At 35.4% G+C, this 18,468-nt stretch carries 16 protein-coding genes and 2 pseudogenes; 15 read left to right on the top strand and 3 right to left on the bottom strand.

The window, feature by feature from the left end; all coding sequences use genetic code 11:
- The first annotated feature begins 7 nt into the window (after positions 1–7).
- Entirely contained in the window at positions 8–1,078 is a 1,071-nt protein-coding gene (locus FDO66_RS15685) for a branched-chain amino acid aminotransferase (RefSeq protein ID WP_141433601.1), read from the top strand.
- A 67-nt stretch (positions 1,079–1,145) separates the two neighbouring features.
- On the opposite strand, the gene FDO66_RS15690 is transcribed toward FDO66_RS15685, so the two are convergent.
- The gene (locus FDO66_RS15690; RefSeq protein ID WP_141433602.1) at positions 1,146–1,964 is read right to left on the bottom strand and encodes a Cof-type HAD-IIB family hydrolase; all 819 of its coding nucleotides are present in this window, start codon (positions 1,962–1,964) and stop codon (positions 1,146–1,148) included.
- 185 nt (positions 1,965–2,149) lie between these two features.
- Here FDO66_RS15690 and FDO66_RS15695 point away from each other — a divergent pair, with 185 nt between their 5' ends.
- From FDO66_RS15695 to FDO66_RS15705, 3 genes are all read left to right on the top strand, one after another.
- A complete protein-coding gene (locus FDO66_RS15695) occupies positions 2,150–2,407 on the top strand; it encodes an IDEAL domain-containing protein (protein WP_258535753.1) in 258 nt (85 codons plus the stop codon).
- A gap of 302 nt (positions 2,408–2,709) precedes the next feature.
- Entirely contained in the window at positions 2,710–3,426 is a 717-nt protein-coding gene (locus tag FDO66_RS15700; RefSeq protein ID WP_141433603.1) for a 3-ketoacyl-ACP reductase, read from the top strand.
- A gap of 421 nt (positions 3,427–3,847) precedes the next feature.
- Positions 3,848–4,450 carry a protein kinase family protein gene (locus tag FDO66_RS15705; RefSeq protein ID WP_141433604.1) on the top strand — a complete coding sequence of 201 codons (603 nt, stop codon included), beginning with the start codon at positions 3,848–3,850 and terminating at the stop codon, positions 4,448–4,450.
- A 39-nt stretch (positions 4,451–4,489) separates the two neighbouring features.
- Here FDO66_RS15705 and gltC read toward each other — a convergent pair whose 3' ends face one another.
- Positions 4,490–5,392 carry a glutamate biosynthesis transcriptional regulator GltC gene (gene gltC, locus FDO66_RS15710; protein WP_141433605.1) on the bottom strand — a complete coding sequence of 301 codons (903 nt, stop codon included), beginning with the start codon at positions 5,390–5,392 and terminating at the stop codon, positions 4,490–4,492.
- Between the two features lie 136 nt (positions 5,393–5,528).
- On the opposite strand from gltC, the gene gltB reads away from it, so the two are divergent.
- From gltB to FDO66_RS15745, 7 genes are all read left to right on the top strand, one after another.
- Positions 5,529–10,091, top strand: a complete 4,563-nt coding sequence (gltB, locus tag FDO66_RS15715; RefSeq protein ID WP_141433606.1) for a glutamate synthase large subunit — start codon at positions 5,529–5,531, stop codon at positions 10,089–10,091.
- A 15-nt stretch (positions 10,092–10,106) separates the two neighbouring features.
- Positions 10,107–11,591, top strand: a complete 1,485-nt coding sequence (gene gltD, locus FDO66_RS15720) for a glutamate synthase small subunit (protein ID WP_141433607.1) — start codon at positions 10,107–10,109, stop codon at positions 11,589–11,591.
- 288 nt (positions 11,592–11,879) lie between these two features.
- Positions 11,880–12,416 (top strand): HD domain-containing protein, encoded by a 537-nt coding sequence (locus FDO66_RS15725; protein WP_141433608.1) that lies wholly within the window; start codon positions 11,880–11,882, stop codon positions 12,414–12,416.
- Positions 12,417–12,473: 57 nt separating this feature from the next.
- Positions 12,474–12,680, top strand: a complete 207-nt coding sequence (locus FDO66_RS15730) for a hypothetical protein (protein WP_141433609.1) — start codon at positions 12,474–12,476, stop codon at positions 12,678–12,680.
- A 278-nt stretch (positions 12,681–12,958) separates the two neighbouring features.
- On the top strand, positions 12,959–14,137 hold the full coding sequence (locus FDO66_RS15735; RefSeq protein ID WP_141433610.1) for an amidase: 1,179 nt from the start codon (positions 12,959–12,961) through the stop codon (positions 14,135–14,137).
- 289 nt (positions 14,138–14,426) lie between these two features.
- Positions 14,427–14,723: a hypothetical protein gene (locus FDO66_RS15740; protein WP_141433611.1), complete on the top strand. Its 297-nt coding sequence runs from the start codon at positions 14,427–14,429 to the stop codon at positions 14,721–14,723.
- Positions 14,724–14,878: 155 nt separating this feature from the next.
- Entirely contained in the window at positions 14,879–15,340 is a 462-nt protein-coding gene (locus tag FDO66_RS15745; RefSeq protein WP_141433612.1) for a MarR family winged helix-turn-helix transcriptional regulator, read from the top strand.
- Between the two features lie 33 nt (positions 15,341–15,373).
- On the opposite strand, the gene FDO66_RS15750 is transcribed toward FDO66_RS15745, so the two are convergent.
- Positions 15,374–15,574: a helix-turn-helix transcriptional regulator gene (locus tag FDO66_RS15750; protein ID WP_258535754.1), complete on the bottom strand. Its 201-nt coding sequence runs from the start codon at positions 15,572–15,574 to the stop codon at positions 15,374–15,376.
- 7 nt (positions 15,575–15,581) lie between these two features.
- On the opposite strand from FDO66_RS15750, the pseudogene FDO66_RS15755 reads away from it, so the two are divergent.
- The 4 genes and pseudogenes from FDO66_RS15755 to FDO66_RS15770 form a co-directional block, all read left to right on the top strand.
- Positions 15,582–16,280, top strand: a pseudogene (locus FDO66_RS15755) (aldo/keto reductase); the annotation flags it as partial.
- A 150-nt stretch (positions 16,281–16,430) separates the two neighbouring features.
- Positions 16,431–16,754 (top strand): 2Fe-2S iron-sulfur cluster-binding protein, encoded by a 324-nt coding sequence (locus FDO66_RS15760; protein ID WP_141433615.1) that lies wholly within the window; start codon positions 16,431–16,433, stop codon positions 16,752–16,754.
- Positions 16,755–16,967: 213 nt separating this feature from the next.
- A complete protein-coding gene (locus FDO66_RS15765; protein ID WP_141433616.1) occupies positions 16,968–17,945 on the top strand; it encodes a ring-cleaving dioxygenase in 978 nt (325 codons plus the stop codon).
- Between the two features lie 277 nt (positions 17,946–18,222).
- Positions 18,223–18,378: pseudogene (locus FDO66_RS15770) on the top strand (IS1595 family transposase); the annotation flags it as partial.
- Positions 18,379–18,468 lie beyond the last annotated feature (90 nt).

An 18,468-nucleotide genomic window follows, 5' to 3' on the forward strand; every position in this document is an offset into this window, starting at 1 on the left:
CTTTTTTATGGAATCAACTATTAATATTACCTTGAGTACGACAAAAAAAGAAAAACCTGCTTCAGATCAATTAGAGTTTGGGAAAATATTTACTGATCATATGTTTGTGATGGATTATCAAGAAGGAAAAGGTTGGATTAATCCGCAAATTATTCCATATCAACCAATTTCTTTAGATCCTTCATCTGTTGTTTTTCACTATGGACAAACTGTTTTTGAAGGAATGAAAGCTTATTTAACAAAAGAAGGTAAGGTCCTCTTATTTAGACCAGAAAGAAATTTTAGAAGATTAAACTTATCTAATGAGAGAATATGCATACCGCAAATTGATGAGGAGTTTGCATTAGAAGCGCTAAAAAAATTGGTTTCAATTGATAAAGATTGGATTCCAACTGCGCCAGGAACATCTCTATACATACGTCCTTTCGTTATTGCTACACAGCCATATCTTGGTGTTGCTGCATCTACTAGCTATAAATTCATGATCATCTTGTCGCCTGTTGGATCATACTATAAAGAAGGTATTCGCCCAGTTAAGATTTTCGTTGAAAATGAATTCGTACGTGCGGTTAAAGGTGGTACCGGAACAGCTAAAACTGGTGGGAACTATGCTGCAAGCTTAAAGGCGCAAGAAATTTCAGGAGAAAAAGGCTATTCGCAAGTTCTTTGGTTAGATGGAGTTGAAAAAAAATACATTGAAGAAGTTGGTGCTATGAACATCTTCTTTAAAGTAAATGGAGAAGTCATTACGCCGGCATTAAACGGAAGTATTTTAGAAGGAGTAACGAGAGATTCGATTATTCAGCTTCTTAAGCATTGGGGTGTCCCTGTAAGTGAAAGAAAAATTTCTATTGATGAGATATACGATGCTTACTCAAAAGGATTACTAGAAGAGGCATTTGGAGCAGGGACAGCTGCTGTTATTTCTCCAGTAGGTGAATTATTATGGAAAGATCAAAAAATTGTATTAAACAACGGAGAAACAGGTGAGCTTTCTCAAAAGCTATATAATACATTAACTGGTATTCAAACTGGTTTAGAGCAAGATATACTAGGCTGGACAGTAGAAGTAAAATAATTTTTTATCTAATAAAAAGGTGTTCCAAAGAATAAAATCTTCGGAACACTTTTTTATTTGTCTTTGATCATACTGAGGCTGGCTCTAGTACAAATTTTTCAACAACCTTTGCAACTCCATCATTCATGTTTGTGTCTGTGATAAAGTCGGCCTTTTCTTTAATGTCATCAGGTGCATTGCCCATTGCGACACCTAACCCGGCAAATTCTATCATCGCTAGATCATTGTAGCTATCTCCCATAGCGATTACTTCGTCTCTTTTGATCCCTAATCTTTGAATTAATAGATTTAAGCTAGTCCCTTTTGTTACTCCTACTTCCGTAAATTCTAGAAAGTATGGCTTTGAACGCATAACACTTAGCTCACCATCTAATTCTTGCTGCAATTTTTTTTCTACCTCAACTAAACGATCTGCTTCTTTTAGCATCAATACTTTTACAGCCGGCACATTTACAGTATCTTTAAAACTATCAACTTCTTTTATTGGCAGTCCCGTTATCTGCTGTTCAATCTGAGTAAAAGGATTGTTTTCTTCCGTAATAATTTCATCTTCAACATACGTATGAATCCATATTTGTTCTCTTTTACTAATGTCATATAGACGATGAATCGTTTTTGGAGATAAAGTACTGCTAAAAATTTCTTCCTTTGTTTTGAAATTTATTATCTTAGCCCCATTAAAAGATAAAATAAAGCTTCCGAAATCTTCTAAGCGAAGCTCTTTTGCTGCTTCTAGCATAGCATATGTAGGGCGTCCTGAAGCTAATACAACTTTTACTCCCATTTTTTGAGCATTCATTAAGGCTTGCTTCGTTCTTGTAGAAATCGTATGGTCATCCATTAGTAATGTGTCATCCATATCTAGCACAATCATCTTATAGGTCATAGATTTTTTTCCTCTCTTTGCATCGATCTTATATCTATTTTACTATAAATCAATTTTGATAGAAATAGAGGCTTTATGCAAAAAAAGAGCCCTTCGATCGACCAGAATCGAAAAAAGAAATTGTGGATATTTTATGTCTATTAAATAAATTTATAAAAAAAAATAAAAATATTATTAAAATATAATTGAATAATCAGAAAATTTTTGATATATTGAAAAAAAGAAAGGTGTTGATTATGTTGGAAAAATATTTGCTAAATTCTCCTCAGAAACAAGAAGAAAATATCATTGATTCTTTATTCGCTGAAATAGTGTTAGACGAAGCACTTAAGAATTTTCGCATTACACAAGTTTTAAAACAAATCGACCAATCTTTACAATCAAAAAACAAAGAAGAGTTCCTATCATTAACTGAAGAATTAAATCAACTTTCAAAGTCGTAGGTAGAATGTGGAATACATAATAATGCCACTATTCTAGATCAATCTTGTTTAATATTAGTTATATAAATCGTATAAAGAGGCTGACTTAAAAAAGGGAAGACATCCATTTTTGGAGTTTTACCCATAAATATAGGTTAGCCTTTTATTTTGCCTATATATTGGGTTTTTAATAGGTATTTGTAAAGCTAGAGATACTAATCCTTTTTTTACATTCGTTCATTATTGAATAATAAGTTGTCATCATACGAACCATTCTCTATAATTTCTATTGTTACATCGATACATAGAAAGGATGATAGGATATGCAATCGTTAAAAGGGAAAACAGCTCTCATCACTGGTGCTGGAAGAGGGATCGGTCGTGCAACAGCCATTGCATTCGCCAAGGAAGGCATTAATGTAGGTCTTATCGGATTAACAGAAGCAAACTTAGAAAAGGTGGCCAATGAACTCCAAGAATATGATGTAAAAATCTCAATCTCTAGTGCAGATGTTAAAGACTTAGCTTCAGTTGAGACTGCAATTGAAAAAATTAAAGGTGAGCTAGGGAATATTGATATCTTAATCAATAATGCAGGCATCGGGAAGTTTGGTAAATTCTTAGAATTAAGTCCTGAAGAATGGGAAAATATTATTCAAGTAAATGTAATGGGTGTGTACAATGTTACAAGGAGCATTCTTCCTGAAATGATCGAAAGAAATGCAGGGGACATAATAAATATATCTTCGACTGCAGGACAACGTGGAGCTGCTATCACTAGTGCATACAGTGCATCAAAATTTGCTATACTAGGATTAACTGAATCCTTAATGCAAGAAGTTAGAAAACACAATATTCGCGTTAGTGCTTTAACACCAAGTACCGTAGCAACAGATTTGGCTTTTCAAGAGAATCTTACGGATGGAAATCCGGAAAAAGTAATGCAGCCTGAAGATCTTGCAGAATTTATGGTAGCTCAGCTAAAGCTTAACCCACGAGTTTTTATCAAAACAGCTGGTTTATGGTCTACAAATCCATAGAATGATGTCATATCCAAAAGCTGACAGCTAAAATTTTCTTTTTAGACGTCAGCTTTTCCTTTTTTAAAAAGGCTGTTTTCTCAAAGTTTGTTGCTTTTGACATAAAAAACATTGGGAGAAACGTTTCGGAGCAGCCTGCATACACGTAGACTCCTGTGTGAATGCGAGAAAGGAGAGACCCCGCAGGAGCGTATGCGACGAAGAGGCTTGACGCTCGCCCGCGGAAAGCGAAGTGTATGCAGGCTGCGCGTTTAAAAGCAACAACCTATACGAAAACAGCCTTTAATAAACATGTAAGATTAAATTTTAAATAAAATGAAGAAATTTCTTTTTCTATTTCGTATAGTTCAATATAGAATGAATGTTACTACTGACATTGCTATCCTCTAATGATTTATAACATTCGAAGGGAGTTTCTTACTTGAATAGGTATCGAGATCTTGCAGTAAGTGTTAAAATAAAATATAAAAGAAAACGAGCGATTCTAATCGATGCTTCCGATCAACTCCAATATATTGGAGAAGGAAGAAGTGCTTATGTTTTTCGAATAAAATATACTAAGAAAGCATTAAAGGTTTTTTTTCCTCCTTTCACAAGGCTTGCTAAAATAGAAGCGGGTATTTATCAAATGTTAAAGGGAATAAATTATTTTCCAGCAGTATATGAATCCGGCGGCAATTATATAGTAATGGACGTTATTGAAGGGAAAACTTTATTTGAATGCTTATCCGAAGGAATTCCCATTCCTGAAAATCGAATTGCTGAAATTGATAACGCTTTAAAAATGGCAAAAGATCGTGGATTAAATCCATCAGATATTCATCTTCGAAATATTTTTCTTACTTCAAGTGGAGAGATAAAAGTAGTTGATGTTGCACGCTTTACACAAAAGAAAAAAGATACTCAATGGCAGGATTTAAAAAAAGCTTATTACAAGACTTATGTTAAACCTTATTTTCCGAAAAAAATACCCGTCCCTGTACTCAATACAATTGCGTTTATATATAAAAGAATTAAAGCGTGACAGGCAAATTTCTATTTTTGCCTGTCATGTATCCATTTCCTATTGATATGCTTCTAATGTAGAAAAAAATTCTTTAACAAATTGATAGAAGAGTCTTTCAGACGGAGCAAGCTCTCTATTTTTGGGTGTAATGATTCCTACGCTTCGCTTGATTTGCGGGTTTTCGATTGGGATTTTCACAGTAAAACGCGGGATTGTTTCATGAAAAGTGCTTTCCGGAAGTAGTGTTACCCCCATACCCGCAGATACAAGACCTTTAATCGCATCTAGATCTTCACCTTCAGATGAAACATTCGGTAAGAAGCCTTCTTGTTTACATGCATCAATTACAATTTTTTGAAGTATATATCCCTGCGGAAATAGCACAAACGTATCATTTTGAAGATCCTTTAATCGTATAACTTTCCTTTCGGCTAGTGGGTGTTTTGATGGTAATAAAGCAGAAATATTTTCTGTAAATAATATTTGTCCATTTATATTTATATTATTTAAAGGTACAGGTCCAAGAAACGCTAGATCAATTTCTCTATTTTCTACAGATTCGATTAAAAAATTATATGAGCCTTGCCGTAAATGAAAAGCTACATTAGGCTGCTGAGTTTTAAAAGCAGAAATAACGGTAGGAAGTAAATGATTTGCTAAACTAGTTGGGAATCCAATTTTGATTGTTCCTCTTTCAGGATTTAAATATTCATTGACTTGCTCTTTCGCATAATCAATTGCTTTTAAAGCTGATTTTGTGTGATTTAAAAATATTTTACCAATAGGGGTTAATTTTACATTTCTTCCTTCACGAACAAATAATTCGACGCCGAGCTCTGATTCAAGATTAGCGATTTGTCTACTAATGGCAGACTGAGCAACATGCAAATAATCTGCCGCAGCTGATACATGCTCTCTTTCAGCTACTTCAATAAAATATCTTAACTGCCTTAATTCCACAGTACATACTCCTATCTATATCAAAATGAGATTGTTTCTATCCAAATTATATATTGTTAATATAAATATTTAAAGCTATAATAAGTTCATCTGATCAAAAAATATTGTAAGAAAATCTGACAGGGGGGAATTATTAATGACGTACAATCAAATCCCAAAAGCACAAGGACTTTACCGCCCTGAATTTGAACGAGATGCCTGTGGAATAGGCTTATACGCTCATATTAAAGGACATGCAACACATGAAATCGTAACAAAAGCACTTCAAATGCTATGCCATTTGGATCATAGAGGCGGGCAAGGCAGTGACCCATTTACTGGAGATGGAGCAGGTATAATGGTACAAATACCTGATGCATTTTTCCGTAAAAAATGTACTGAAATGGACTTGCCTAATAAAGGCAGATACGGAGTTGGAATGATATTCTTCTCAAATGATGATAGCGAGAGAGAAGAAATTGAAGCATATTTTAACAAAATGATCGAACAAGAGGATCAATTATTACTTGGCTGGAGAACTGTGCCTGTAAATGTCGGAAAAATCGGAAAAATTGCACAAAAAAGCTGTCCAGTCATTCGTCAGGTCTTTGTCGGTGCTAACCAAAACATTACAGATGATTTAGCTTTTGAACGAAAGCTATTTGTTATACGTAAATTAGTAGAAAACTGGGTTCATGCTAAAAAAGCTCGTATGTATTTTGCAAGTCTTTCAAGCAGAACGATCGTTTATAAAGGATTATTAACTTCGGAGCAAGTGGAGTCCTTCTACGCAGACTTACAAGATCGTGATTTTGTTTCAGCTTTTGCTTTAGTGCATTCCCGCTTTAGCACGAACACGTTCCCGAGCTGGGAAAGAGCTCATCCAAATCGTTATATTATCCATAATGGTGAAATTAACACACTTAGAGGTAACTTAAATTGGATGAAAGCGCGCGAACAACAGTTTGTGACAGAAGCATTCGGTGACGATCTACAAAAACTGTATCCTATTTTAGATGAAAACGGCAGTGATTCTTCTGTATTTGACAATGCGTTTGAATTCTTCGTTTTAGCTGGACGTAAACCAGCTCATGCTGCCATGATGCTAATCCCAGAGCCGTGGTCAGAAAATCCATATTTATCTGAAGAGAAAAGAGCTTTTTACGAGTATCATAGTAGCTTAATGGAGCCATGGGACGGTCCAATGGCGATTTCCTTTACAAATGGAAAGCAAATTGGTGCTATTCTTGATCGTAATGGACTTCGACCAGCACGTTATTATGTAACAAAGGACGATTATATCATCTTCTCATCTGAAGTAGGAGTAATTGATGTTGATCAAGAAAATGTCCTTTACAAAGAGCGCTTAAGTCCTGGTAAAATGCTGCTAATCGATTTAGAAGAAGGACGCATTATTTCAGATGAAGAAATAAAATCAGAAATTTCAAAAGAAAAACCTTACAAACAATGGCTTGAAGAGCAAACGGTTAAAATTAATGTTGATGACTCCATAAAGGATGAAGAAACGATAACCGATTTATTGTCTCGCCAAAAAGCTTTTGGCTATACGTATGAAAATATACAAAAGTATTTAATTCCTGTTATTACAGAGGGGAAGGATCCTCTAGGATCAATGGGGACGGATTCACCACTTGCTGTTTTATCTGATCGCTCTCAATCTTTATTTAGCTATTTTAAACAATTGTTTGCACAAGTAACAAATCCTCCAATTGATGCACTACGTGAGCAAATTGTTACTTCAACCATATCGTGGTTAGGATCAGAAGGGAATTTACTTCAACCAAGTGAGGCCAATTGCCATCGTATCCAGCTTGAAACGCCGCTCTTATCAAATGCCGAATTAGCTCAATTAAAGGCGAATAAATTGGATAAGTTTTCAAGTGTAACGATTGATATGTTGTTTACTGGCGAACTAGAAAAAAGTTTAAGCGAGCTGTTTGCAAAGGCTGAAGAGGCGATCTTAAATGGCACTAATCTTCTCATTTTATCTGATCGTAAAATGAATGAAAAGCTTGCCCCAATTCCTGTGCTACTAGCAGCTAGTGGTTTAAATCAGTATTTAATTCGTAAAGGAATTCGTTCAAAGGCAAGTATTATCGTTGAATCTGGTGAAGCAAGAGAAGTACATCACTTTGCAGCGTTAATTGGATATGGAGTTGATGCTATTAATCCATACCTAGCTTTTGCTTCTTACAAGCAAGTCATTGAAGAAGGGAAATTATCCTATAGCTATGATGAGGTAGTGAATAAATACCTAAAAGCGATGACAAAAGGCGTTGTAAAAATCATGTCGAAAATGGGGATATCCACTGTTCAAAGCTACAGAGGAGCTCAAATTTTTGAAGCTGTTGGTATTAGTCAAAAAGTAATTGATCAATATTTTACAGGAACAGCTACTCAAATTGATGGTATAGATTTAGAAATCATTGCACAAGAAGCTTTAAGCCGTCATAAAGATGGATATGCTTTCTCTATTGATCAAACCTTAGATTCAGGTAGTGAATTCCAATGGAGAAAAGATGGAGAACATCATGCCTTTAATCCAACAACTATCCATACTTTACAATGGGCTTGCCGTAAAAATGATTATCAATTATTTAAAAAATATACAGATTCTGCAAATGAAGAACGAATTAGTTTCTTAAGAAATTTATTCTCATTTAACCAATCACAAAAGTCGATTTCAATTGATGAGGTTGAATCAATTGAATCCATTATTAAACGCTTTAAAACAGGTGCTATGTCCTTTGGATCTATTAGCCAAGAAGCACATGAAGCTTTAGCGATTGCGATGAATCGTCTAGGTGGAAAAAGCAATAGTGGTGAAGGTGGAGAACATCCGAATCGCTTTGCTATAGATGAAAATGGTGATAATCGTCGAAGTGCGATTAAACAAATAGCATCAGCACGTTTTGGAGTAAAAAGCCATTATTTAGTTAATGCAGATGAGCTTCAAATTAAGATTGCGCAAGGTGCGAAACCAGGTGAAGGCGGACAGCTTCCAGGTAAAAAGGTATATCCATGGGTAGCAGAGGTTCGTGGATCTACACCAGGTGTTGGTTTAATTTCTCCACCACCTCACCATGATATTTATTCCATTGAGGATTTAGCACAGCTTATTCATGATTTAAAAAATGCAAATAGAAATGCACGTATTAGTGTAAAGCTCGTTGCAAAAGCGGGTGTTGGAACCATTGCAGCAGGTGTTGCGAAAGGTGTAGCAGACGTAATTGTAATCAGTGGCTATGACGGTGGTACAGGAGCTTCGCCAAAAACAAGTATTACACATACTGGTTTGCCTTGGGAGCTTGGTTTAGCTGAAGCACATCAAACGTTAATGTTAAACGGCTTACGTGATCGAGTAGTTTTAGAAACAGATGGTAAGTTAATGACAGGAAAAGATGTTGTGTTAGCTGCATTACTAGGAGCTGAAGAGTATGGTTTTGCAACGGCGCCGCTTGTTGTACTTGGCTGTGTAATGATGAGAGCGTGTCACTTAGATACTTGCCCAGTCGGTGTTGCGACACAAAATCCTGAATTACGTTATAAATTTACTGGTGATCCAGATCATGTTGTTAATTTCATGACTTTTATTGCACAGGAAGTAAGAGAAATCATGGCTGAGCTTGGATTCAGAACAATGGAGGAAATGGTTGGCCGTACAGATGTATTAACAATTGGCGAACGTGCAAAATCGCATTGGAAGGCTAAGCATTTAGATTTATCAAAAATCCTTCATCAAGTTGAAGGTAACAGAACGTTTAAACAGCCACAAAATCATAAAATAGAAGAATCGCTTGATTACCGTGAAATTCTTCCTCAAGTGAAGGATGCAATTGAAGCGAAAGAAGCAGTTGATTTAAGCTTCTCTGTTAAAAATATTAATCGTGTAATCGGTACAATTGTAAGTAGTGAAATTTCTAAATTATATGGTGAAGAAGGCTTGCCAGCTGATACGATTAATCTTCGTTTTAACGGTTCTGCAGGTCAAAGCTTTGGCGCATTTGCTTCAAAAGGAATGTCTCTATACCTTACAGGAGATGCAAATGACTATGTAGGTAAAGGTTTATCTGGAGGAAAGCTAGTTGTATCTGCTCCTAAAAATGAAACACTAGTACCAAGTGATAATGTTATCATTGGAAATGTTGCCTTCTATGGAGCAACAAGTGGAGAAGCCTATATTAACGGGCGTGCGGGCGAACGATTTGCTGTACGTAACAGTGGAGTGAATGTAGTCGTTGAAGGAATTGGCGACCACGGCTGTGAATATATGACAGGTGGAAAAGTTATCGTTTTAGGTGAAGTTGGTAAAAACTTTGCAGCTGGGATGTCTGGCGGGATTGCTTATGTATACTCTAGTAACCCAGATCACTTTAAATCATTATGCAATAAAGAAATGATTGAATTTGAAGAACTCGAGCAGGAGCAAGAAATTGCTGAGGTAAAAGAAATGATTTTCAGTCATCTTGTGAATACAGATAGTTCAAAAGCATCATTTGTTTTGAATGATTGGGATGAAGCTGTAACCAAATTCGTTAAAGTTATTCCTAAGGATTACAAACGTATGATCAAAAGTATTGAAGAACAAAAAGAAGCTGGTTTACCAGAAGAAGAAGCGATTATGAGTGCATTTTATGCGAATGTAAGTCAAGGAGAGAAAAAATTATCAACTACTGAACAGGAAGTAGTTGCACAGTAAGGAGGGGGACAATAAATGGGAAAAGCAACTGGATTTATTGAATATCAACGTGAAGAAGCAGTGGAAAGAGATCCTAAAACTCGCTTAGATGATTGGAAAAAATATTCTACTCGCTTCTCAGATGAAGTATTGATGAGACAAGGTGCAAGATGTATGGATTGTGGAACTCCTTTCTGTCATATCGGAATGGAAATCAATGGATCAGCAGCGGGCTGTCCGATTAATAATTTAATTCCTGAATGGAATGACCTTGTTTATCGTGGAAGATGGAAAGAGGCATTAGACCGTCTTTTAAAAACAAATAATTTCCCTGAGTTCACAGGAAGTGTTTGTCCTGCACCTTGTGAAGGATCCTGTACTGTCGCTATTTCTGATCCAGCAGTAGCTATTAAAAATATTGAACGTGCGATTATTGATAAAGGATTTGAAAATGGTTGGATTCAGCCAAGAATTCCATCAAAACGCACGGGTAAAAAAATTGCGATTATTGGATCTGGTCCCGCTGGTTTAGCGAGCGCGGACCAGCTTAATCAAGCTGGTCACACAGTTACAGTATATGAACGTTCTGATCGTCCTGGTGGATTACTTACTTATGGAATCCCTAATATGAAGCTAGATAAAGGAGACGTTGAACGCCGCGTTAACTTATTAAAAGCTGAAGGGATCGAATTCATCACCAATACAGAGGTTGGGAAGGATATTACGGATCAAGAACTAAGAGCAGAATTTGACGCAGTTATTTTATGTACGGGATCACAAAAGCAGCGTGATTTACAGATCGAAGGTCGTGAAGCAAAAGGTGTTTACCTTGCGATGGACTATTTAACAACAACAACAAAAAGCTTATTAGATTCAAATTTTGAGGATGGAAAGTTTATAAATGCAGAAGGCAAGGACGTTATTGTTATAGGTGGAGGAGATACCGGAGCTGACTGTGTGGCAACTGCACTTAGACAAAAATGCAATAGTGTCGTTCAATTTGGTAAGCATCCAATTCTTCCAGCTCAGCGTACGGATGATAATATGTGGCCTGCATTTCCACATGTGTTTACGATGGAGTATGCATATGAAGAAGCAGAAGCAAAATTTGGTCAAGATCCACGTCAATATTCTATTAAAACAACTAAGTTTGTAAAAGATGAAAATGGTAACCTTAAAGAACTTCATACCATTCAAATGGAGAAGGTTAGAAATGACCATGGCCAGTTTGTTTTTAACGAACTTCCTGGAACTGAAAAGGTTTGGCCAGCACAATTAGTTTTCATTGCCATTGGTTTTGAAGGTCCTGAACAGCCATTATTACAACAATTTGGTGTTCAAACAGATAGTCGTACGAGAGTAGATGCAAAATACGGCGAGTATAAAACAAACATTGAAGGTGTGTTCGCCGCTGGAGATGTTAGAAGAGGGCAAAGCTTAATCGTTTGGGCAATCAATGAAGGCCGTGAAGTAGCGCGTGAGGTTGACCGTTACTTAATGGGAAGCTCAAATTTGCCATAAACTTTCATATCATGTTAAAAAACAAAACACCGTTATTTACTGAACGGTGTTTTGTTTTGACTAAATAAGCCAAACAATTTCATAACAAAAAACGAAAAAGTGAATATACTATCTATAATTTAAATTGGAAAAAACACTCTCTTAAAATTTTAGCAATGGTCACTTTCTTACTTAATCTATAGACAAAAAATGATTGAAGAATTAAAATATACTATTAAAAATAGTTTTTTTCAAAGGAAGTGTTTTTATCAAATAAGATCATCTTTTTGTTAAAGGAAGTGACCATCTATGAGAGATGTTAAACTAACAGAGCTATTTCAACACCATATTGCACAAAAGTACGTTACTCGATCAGGCCTAGTTCACGCTATAGCTGTTGCCTATCATGCTTTTCATTTTGCCGTTGAACGGAATGTCGATGTAGATGTGGCTGCAAAAGCTGGATTTTTACATGATATTGGGCATTATACTTGGTATAAGGATGGAAAATGGGATTATGAGCTATATCGGCAAAATGATATACATGCGATAAAAGGAGCCGAGCGGGCTCATAAGCTGCTCATTCGATTAGGTGAAAATCCGATTAAAGCAAAAGAAATTGCTTTAGCGATACTATTTCATACGGATTCGTTTCTGCCTGGTGGTGAAGTCATTCGGACACCAATACAAGCGATCATTAAGCTTGCAGATGAAAAGGATGAAGAGCCAGGAGGTCTGCATCATTATCGTACGATCGATCATGAAAGAGCTCTATATAGTTTGAAACAACTTGATGATCAAATTGACTCATACTTACTACAATTAGAAAATAAAATTGAACAATAATTATGGAAACATGCTATAGTAACAATGAAGTATTGAACACATGGAGGAGCTTTAATAATGACTTTAAATGAAATTTTGCAAAAACATATTCCTAATGGTGAAGAGCTAGCTGCTGCTTTAAAAAGTCAAGATGAAAATGGATATGTCACATTAAAAACAAAAGAATCATTCGATACAGTTATGATTGCACTAGAAGAAAATGATTTTTACGTTTATGATGATCAATTCCTAGATGGAGAATATCGCATTTATATTGAATTATAAAAAATTTCTTTTCTTGAAAGGAGAAAGGATAGATGTATGTATTCTATCCTTGCTTTTTTAACTATGAAAATCAAGTAAAGCTTAAAACTGGCTTTATTTTCCTCTTTCATTTTGAGCATTTTCTTCATTTAAAGAATTCGTTTTTAATTAATTCCCATTTAATTTAACATTTCAAAATGGTGTTATTAGTTTACTCTTAAGAATATGACTTGAAGGAAATTTCTAACTATTTATCGAAATATTTTGATAGATTATTATTTGTTGCAAAGGAGTAAAAAATGACGGTAAATTATAATGCGTATATGGATCAAGATTTAACGATTGAGTCTACAAAAAAAGGAAAGTTATCAGATTTAATATTTTCTGTAAAAGATGTATTTAGTATCAAAGGATATACTTGTAGTGCAGGAAACCCTGACTGGTTAAGGACTCATTCTTCAGATCATATGTATGCTTCCTCGATTGTACGATTATTAGAGAATGGTGCAACGTTAAAAGGGACAACAATTACAGATGAAATAATGTATAGTTTGAACGGTGTAAATTTTCATTATGGGACACCTATCAATCCAAAAGATCCAGAACGAATTCCCGGAGGCTCTTCCAGTGGATCTGGTGTAGCTGTTTCTGCAGAAATCGTTGACTTTGCTTTAGGGACAGATACAGGTGGGTCTGTTCGTATTCCTTCTTCTTATTGCGGCATATATGGTATTCGCCCTACACATGGCTTTGTGCCTATTGATGGGGTTGTTCCATTAGCCCAAAGCTTTGATACGGTAGGGTGGATGGCCCGTGACCCAAAGCTATTACTTGAAGTTGGAGAAGTCCTGCTTCCGTTACATAACCTAGTTCAAAAAGATTTTAGTCGTTTAATCATTGCTGAGGATGCGTGGAATTTGGCTGAATCGGAAACTAAGGAAGCTTTACTGCCTTTTATTGAAAAAGTAAAAAATCTTTTTCAAACAACAGAAGAGGTAACGTTATCTACTCATGGACTTCAAGAATGGCAAACGACATTTAGAATGATACAAGGTCTAGAAATTTGGAAAACTCATGGTGAATGGATCAATGAGGTAAATCCTACATTTGGTCAAGATATTGGAGAAAGATTTCAATGGGCAAGTACATTAACAGATGAAGAGGTAGCCCCTTATTTACAAAAAAGAGAACAAATTTGCAATAAAATGTATGATTTAGTACAAGAGGATACTTTAATAATCATTCCTACTGCACCGGGAGCAGCTCCGCTTCTTAACATGTCCGGAGAAGAAAGTGAACGAAAAAGAGCGCAAACGATGCAGCTATCTTGTATTGCTGGACTATCTGGTTTGCCTCAGGTAACTATACCTGTTGCTGAAATTAATGGAGCGCCTATTGGGTTATCATTTATCGCTGCTTCTAAACAAGATCTTCGATTATTAAAATGGGTGAACAACTATAAGGAATTGTGGAAGTAAATATTAAAAAAAATCGATTCGGGCATCTTCGGTTGAATAGAAGATGCCCATCATTTTCTTTTGAGCACTAATTGATTAAACTATTTTCCCCCTCATTTCTTAATTTTTATTTATGGTATTTTATGGATATAGTTATGTAAATATTCATTCAAAAATGGTTGCTTTATTTTGTTGAAGCTCATTTGCACTTATTCTCTTATAAAAATTTGGCAGCATAATTCAGTGCTAACATGCGAAAATTAGTATTGGAAGGGTGAAAAGCTATTCTTCTCAAAAGGAAGTGATGACATTGAATAATTGGGTTGCTAATCTTTTATCGGGAAGAAGACCATCTATATTACAATTATTTGGTAGAAGAAGACGTAATAGAGGAATGTTTTGGTGGTCTTTATTAGGTATAGGTGTAAGTGCAGCTGCATATAGAATGAGAAGAACTCAATCTAGAGCTCAGATCATGAATGCTGTTCAAAGTATGTTAAGAAATAAGAATACTAAGACAAAACCCTTCCGTACACCACATGAAGCAGCAATCACTGAATTTTCAAATGAAATATCACCTAATAAGAAACCATATTCAAATCATTAACACTTGAAAAGTGCCTTATTATTAGGCACTTTTTTTACATTGAAATGAAATCATTTATTAAATATGAACCTTGACACAACAAAACAGTTTGACTAAACTTAACTTACTAGTTTAGTTATAAACTGATGATTATTAGTGAAAATAGGTGAATTATAATGGGAAATAAGACAGATAACTTTTTTTCTAAGCAGCAATTACGTTTAAATTTAATGCTCTGGTTTCGTTTATCAAGATTTTATAATCAAAGTATTCGCGAATCAAATATTCATTTAAAAGAATGGAATTTAACTGGATCACAATTTGATATTTTAGCCCAAATTGGTACAAATGAACGTCTATCCCAACAAGAGCTTGCTGATAAACTCTTTGTAACTAAAGGGAATATTACCCAGTTGATAAGTAAAATGGAGAAAAATGGTCTTGTAAAGCGTGAACAGGAGTGGAAGACCAAATATCTTTCTCTTACAGATAAAGGGTTGACTCTTTATCATCAAGTAGTTCCATTACAAGAGCAGTTTCAAGCAGCACAATTTGAAAGCTTAAATCAACAAGAGAAAAAAGTGCTCCTCGAACTGTTGAGAAAAATTCAAAGGAACTCACCACGTTCTAAAGAATAATGTAACGTTCAAAGGGAAAGCTTCCAAATTATTTCAATCATCCATTTCCTTTTGTTTTCGATAGTGAATGGGAGATACTCCAACTATTTTTTTAAACATCCTTGAGAAAAGTAATTGATCTTTATAGCCGACAGATATTCCAACTTGTCTAATGGAGAGGTCATGTACTTGAAGCAGCTCACATGCTTTCTTCATCCTAATCCTAAGCAAATACTCCTGAGGAGAATAGCCAATCGTTTTTTTTTATATGTGGCCAGGACCATATGGTGAATGGGGCTCCAAAAAAAACTTACTTGCAAGCTTAGACCAAAGCTTAACAAGAATGGGGTTAGAATATGTTGATATTTTTTATTCTCATCGACCAGACCCTGAAACACCATTAGAAGAAACGATGGCTGCACTCGATCAAGCTGTTCGACAAGGAAAAGCGCTTTATGTAGGTATATCCAATTATCAACCAGCAGAAGCAAAAAAAGCGATTCAGATTTTAAAACAATTAGGGACACCTTGTTTAATTCATCAACCATCCTATTCAATGCTTGAACGCTGGGTAGAGGATGAGCTTCAAGGCTTATTAGAGGATGAAGGAGTCGGTTCAATTGCCTATAAACCTTTAGCTGGAGGGTTATTAACAAAAAAATATTTAAAAGGTATTCCAGAAAATTCACGTGCAGCAAGTTCTAGTGTATTTTTAAAGCCTGATGATATTACGGAGACTTTGATAAGCAAAGTCAAAGATCTAAACGAGCTAGCGAATGAACGAGGGCAAACCTTAGCACAAATGGCACTTGCTTGGGTATTGCGAGAAGGAAAAGTGACCTCCGCTTTAATTGGAGCCAGTCGACCTGAGCAAGTTGATGAAAATGTCCAAGCACTTCAAAATCTTTCTTTCACAAAAGAGGAGCTTTCGAAAATTGATCTTCTTTTAGAAGGGCTATGAACCAATCAATAAATTGAAAAATGTTAATTGTATTTGTTTATGTGCAGGATTTAACTTAACTTCATCGAATAATACGTTTATGATGGTTCATGAATGGAAATAGATAGACATGTGATGAACCATCATTAACACTATTCAAGGAGGGATAACATGCCAATTATATCAGTGCTTGGACAGGAACCATTTGAAGTTGAGAAAGGAACAAAGCTTGTTCTTGCTTTAGAAGATCACGGTGTTGATATTCTCCATCGCTGTGGAGGCAAAGCACGATGTACGACATGCCGAGTTGAAGTATTAGAAGGTGAATTTGAAGATTTATCAAGTATTGAGAAAAAAGCCTTTTCTGATAAAGGATTAATTGATGATCAGCTGCGCTTGTCCTGTCAAATTAGAGTGAATGGTGATCTGACTATTCGTCCAGTGATGACGGCATCAAACTCTGGATTAGACGCAGGCCCTAGACCTGAAGATTAAAAAGATTTTTATTTACATAGAACCATGAATCTCTTCGTATAATGAACATTATCAACGAGTATTGATAATGTTTTTTTTATGTAACAAAATAACAGCATGTCATTTTATTTATTGATTCAATACTTGACACCTTATCAGTTTAGTTATAAACTAATAATACAGTAAGTTTATAACTAAACTAAAAACACATAAAACTTTGTGAGGTGAATAAAAATGGAGATTAAAGGATTTCATCATGTGTCAGCTATAACAGCAAAAGCACAAGAAAATTTTCAATTTTATACAAAAATATTAGGTTTAAGATTAGTAAAAAAATCGGTGAATCAAGATAATACTTCAGTTTACCATTTGTTTTATGGTGATGAGATTGGGAGTCCAGGAACAGAATTAACTTTTTTTGAAATTCCTATGACAGCACCAAACCATGAAGGTGTGAATAGTATTTCTTCAATTTCTCTACGTGTAGCAAGTAATATTGCTTTAGCATTCTGGCAAGAAAGGTTTGAAGAATTTCATATTGAGCATGAGGAGATACAAGAAAGAGCTGGCCGTCTGACACTAGCATTCAAAGATTTTGAGGGACAAAGATTAATGTTGGTGTCCGATGAACATAATGTAGGTGTAAAAGGTGGAGTACCTTGGAACAAAAGTGCGATCCCGCAAGAATTCGCTATCCTGGGGTTAGGACCTGTCAAATTAACAGTCAGATACTCTGAACCTACAGTTGGGGTATTAACAGAAATAATGGGATTTAAATATAAAGGACAATATCCATCATTCATCATAGATCAACCTGATATTGCTGTATACGAAACCGGAGAAGGGGGTTCAGGTACTGAAATTCATATTGAAGAGCGAAAAGATTTGCCGCAAGAAAGATTGGGACGTGGGGGAGCGCATCATGTCGCATTTCGGGTAGAAAATGAAAATGAACTGCGGGCTTGGATTGAGAAAATTAGTGATAATAAATTACCAAATTCAGGGTTTGTTGATCGTTATTATTTTCGCTCGCTTTATTTTAGAGAACCAAATGGAATTCTTTTTGAATTCGCAACGGACGGACCAGGCTTTGCTACGGATGAAGATATTAATCATTTAGGTGAAAAGCTTGCATTGCCGCCCTTTTTAGAAGGAAAACGGGAACAAATAGAAGCAAAATTAAAACCGTTATCATTGGAAAATAACAGTTAAGTCATTTAAAAATATAAAAACGTATGCATGAAGAACAGTATAATGTTTTATATGTTGTAACTTGATTGATGTATCCTATGGCTTTAGTGTCTAAATAGAAGCCGATTATAAGCGATCACGGTCTTAAATATTCATCAAATTCCTTCATTCTGTAATCAGAGCTAGACAAAAAAGATTCATAAAAATAGGCTCTGTTAAATTTTATTGTTGATATTTGAGACTTGTCCGAAATACTTGTATAATGGGTATAAGAACAAATATTCGGTAGGTTGAAGGCATGAGTAAAGCGTTCCGTAACTTGTTAAAGCATATTGACGCATTGCCACATACGAGAAAAGAACAAGTGTATCAATGGGTTAAACGCTATGTTGAGCCTTCTTCCTCTATCGGTGGTCGTTTAATCAACGAAATGAGAGAAACCCGTTTTAAGGAGCTATCAACAGCTAGTATAAAACCATAACAAATCGTAACAGTTGGTTTGTTGTGGAGGGTTGATTGCTCTCAAGCTTAAGTGAGTGTAGTC

It is taken from the genome of Bacillus sp. 03113 (assembly GCF_006546985.1).
Classification (GTDB): domain Bacteria; phylum Bacillota; class Bacilli; order Bacillales; family Cytobacillaceae; genus VATK01.